This window comes from Dietzia sp. DQ12-76 (assembly GCF_014145045.1).
In the GTDB taxonomy this organism is placed as follows: domain Bacteria; phylum Actinomycetota; class Actinomycetes; order Mycobacteriales; family Mycobacteriaceae; genus Dietzia.
This window is the reverse complement of the sequence record NZ_JAALDV010000219.1, coordinates 1-3,427: the sequence shown is the minus strand read 5'-3', so window position 1 is coordinate 3,427 and position 3,427 is coordinate 1. Positions and strand designations below refer to the sequence as shown.

Genomic DNA, 3,427 nt, shown 5'->3' with positions numbered 1-3,427 from the left:
TCCCGCCACGAGTCCGGAAGCCACCGCGGCCCCGGTGGCGCCCGGTCCCGTCGTGGCCCCGACGTCGGACGACCCGTCGGCGCCCCCCGCGGCCGGCGACGCCCTGTCCAAGCTCAAGGAACGCGCCTCGGCGGCCCTGTTCGAGCGGATGGGCGCGCGGCTCAACAACCCCTCGCTCACCGAGGAGCAACTCCACGCCCTGGTCCGCAGTGAGCTGAACCAGGTGGTCGAGGAGGAGACCGTCCCGCTGACCAGTGAGCAGCGCAAGCGGCTCATCGCCGACATCCAGGACGACGTTCTGGGCCACGGCCCCCTCGAACGCCTACTCGCGGACCCCACCGTCACCGAGATCATGGTCAACGGGCCGGACATGATCTACATCGAGCAGGGCGGCAAGCTCTCCCGGAGCGCCGCGAGATTCACCTCCGAGGAGGACCTCCGCCGGGTGATCGAGCGCATCGTCTCCCGGATCGGGCGGCGCATCGACGAGTCCTCCCCGCTCGTCGACGCGCGGCTGGCCGACGGATCCCGCGTCAACGCCGTCGTCCCGCCCCTCGCGGTCAACGGCTCCTCGCTGACCATCCGGAAGTTCTCCCGCGACCCCTTCAAGGTCCCCGACCTGATCCGCTTCGGGACGCTCACCCCGGAGATGGCCGAACTCCTGCAGGCGTGCGTGCAGGCGCGGCTGAACATCATCGTCTCCGGAGGCACGGGTAGTGGCAAGACCACCCTGCTCAACGTCCTGTCCTCGTTCATCCCCGAGGGCGAGCGCATCGTCACCATCGAGGACGCGGTGGAGCTGCAGATGCAACAGGACCACGTGGTGAGGCTGGAGGCCCGGCCCGCGAACATCGAGGGCAAGGGCGAGATCAGTATCCGCGACCTCGTGCGCAACTCCCTGCGTATGCGGCCCGACCGCATCGTGGTGGGCGAGGTCCGCGGCGGAGAGACCCTGGACATGCTGCAGGCGATGAACACCGGCCATGACGGGTCGCTGTCGACGGTGCACGCCAACTCCCCCCGGGACGCGATCGCCCGCCTGGAGACCCTGGTGCTCATGGCCGGGATGGACCTCCCGCTGCGCGCCATCCGCGAGCAGATCGCCTCGGCAGTCGACGTCATCATCCAGCTCACGCGCCTACGCGACGGCACCCGACGCGTCACCGCGGTCACCGAGGTCCAGGGGATGGAGGGGCAGACCGTTACCCTGCAGGACGCCTTTCTCTTCGACTACGCCGCGGGACTCGACGCGAACGGGAGGTTCCTCGGCAAGCCGATTCCCACGGGTGTGCGGCCGCGGTTCACCGACCGGTTCAACGAGCTGGGCATCGCCCTCTCGCCGCGGGTGTTCGGCTCCGCCACCGCGGCGGGGCCGTCAGGCGGTCCGCGGTGACCTCGGGCGGCCTCTCCCCGGTGACCATCGGGGTGGGGGCCCTCTCGATCGCCCTTCTGGTCGCAGGATACGTCCTGGTGCGGTTCCTCACCCGCACCCGCCTCCCCCGGGATCGGCGCCGCCCCGAAGACGTCGACCTGCCGGGTCCCGTGACGCGGGCCTCGACCGCCCTGACGACGGCGATCGACACGATGCTCCGCCGCCGGGGGGCCCCGGGTGCCGGGGCTCTGGCCGAGGCCGGGGTGAAGATGCGCCTCCAGGACTTCGTCTTTCTCGTGATCATGGCCGCTCTCGCCGCCACCGCGTTGGGTGTCGTCGTCTCGGGGCCACTGCTCGGCATCGTGCTGGGCATCCTCGCCCCCGTGGCCGCCAGGGTGGGACTGTCGGTCAAAGCCGGTCGCCGACGGGCCGCCTTCGCCGATCAGCTGGACGATTCGCTCCAACTGATGGCCAGCAGCCTGCGGGCCGGGCACAGCCTCCTGCAGGCCCTGGCCTCGGTGTCCCGCGAGGCCGAGGCACCGACCTCCGAGGAGTTCGCGCGGATCATCAACGAGACGCGGGTGGGTCGCGAGCTCGCCCCCGCGCTCGAGGAGACCGCCCAGCGGATGGGCAGCCAGGATTTCGTCTGGGTGACCCAGGCCATCGCCATCAACCGTGAGGTCGGCGGCAACCTCGCCGAGGTGCTCGACGGCGTGGGCCACACCATCCGCGAGCGCAACCAGATCCGTCGGCAGGTCCAGGCCCTGGCGGCGGAGGGGAAGCTCTCGGCGTACATCCTCATGGCCCTGCCGATCGGGATCGCGGGGTTCCTCGTCATGACCAACCCCGCGTACATGGTCCCGTTCACCCAGAGCCTGCTCGGCTACGCGCTGATCGTCGTCGCCCTGATCCTGCTGGTCGCCGGCGGGTTGTGGCTGCGCAAGACCGTCAACATCAAGTTCTAGACCCGCCCCCGGAATCAGAAAGGAGATCACCGTGTCCTCCTCGGCCCTGTTCGCCGTTCTCGCCCTCAGCCTGGCCGTGGCACTGGTGGTCTGGACCGTCGTCACCGGACTCGGGGGGGATCGCGCCCGTACGGTCTCCAACCTCACCCTGGGGCTGGACGTGGCGCCGGCTGACGGGAGGCCCGCACAGGACGAGGACTCGACGCCTGGGCCGCTGATCGTGCTCGCGCGGCGCCTCACCCCGGCCGGGTCCATCCGGATGCTGGAGAGACTCCTCTCCCGCGCCGGCCGCCCACCCGGGTGGTCGCTGGACCGGCTGCTGGTGGTGAAGCTCGCCCTGGGGCTCGGGGTCGGCGCCCTGAGCGTGCTGTTCATCCGCAGCACGGAAGGGCCTCTGCCGGTGCTGCTCGGCCTCGCGACCACCGTGGTCTGCTATTTCCTCCCCGAACTCCTCCTGCACAGCCGGGGTCAGGAACGGAGCCAGGCCATCCAACTCGAGTTGGCCGACACCCTCGACCAGATGACCATCGCCGTGGAAGCCGGGCTGGGCTTCGACTCCGCCATGTCCCGGGCCGGCAAGAACGGGACGGGCCCCCTCGCCGAGGAACTGGTCCGGACTCTGCAGGAGATCCAGGTCGGCCAGACCCGCAGGCAGGCCTACGAGTCACTCGCCACGCGCAGCGACGTCGCCGACCTGCGACGCTTCGTCCGCGCCATCATCCAGGCCGATGCCTACGGGATCTCGATCGCCGACGTCCTGCGGACCCAGGCCGCGGAGATGCGGATGAAGCGCCGCCAACGCGCGGAGGAGAAGGCCATGCAGATCCCCGTCAAGGTGATCTTCCCGCTGATCCTCTGCATCCTGCCGGTACTGTTCATCGTGCTCCTGGGCCCCACCGCGATGAACATGATGGAGGCATTCTCCTAGTGCTCCCGAGCACCACCGCGACCGTGACCGCGATCCTCACCGCGGCGGTGTGCGCGGCACTGGCCGCCGCGCTGACCGGGTGGATCCGGTCGGTCGCCGACTCCGACTCCCGCTGGCTGCGCTCCGGTCTCCACGTGGCTCTGGCCGCGGCGGGAGGCGCGG

The 3,427-nt window shown here is 70.4% G+C and carries 3 protein-coding genes; all 3 read left to right on the top strand.

Annotation, left to right across the window (positions count from 1 at the left end; genetic code table 11):
• Window positions 1-1,393 (top strand): CpaF family protein (locus G6019_RS08495; protein ID WP_241725946.1); only part of this gene is annotated, 1,393 nt, incomplete at its 5' end.
• A complete protein-coding gene (locus tag G6019_RS08490; RefSeq protein WP_182613595.1) occupies window positions 1,390-2,337 on the top strand; it encodes a type II secretion system F family protein in 948 nt (315 codons plus the stop codon). The genes G6019_RS08495 and G6019_RS08490, both read left to right, overlap by 4 nt.
• A gap of 31 nt (window positions 2,338-2,368) precedes the next feature.
• Window positions 2,369-3,265, top strand: a complete 897-nt coding sequence (locus tag G6019_RS08485; protein WP_182627405.1) for a type II secretion system F family protein — start codon at window positions 2,369-2,371, stop codon at window positions 3,263-3,265.
• Window positions 3,266-3,427 lie beyond the last annotated feature (162 nt).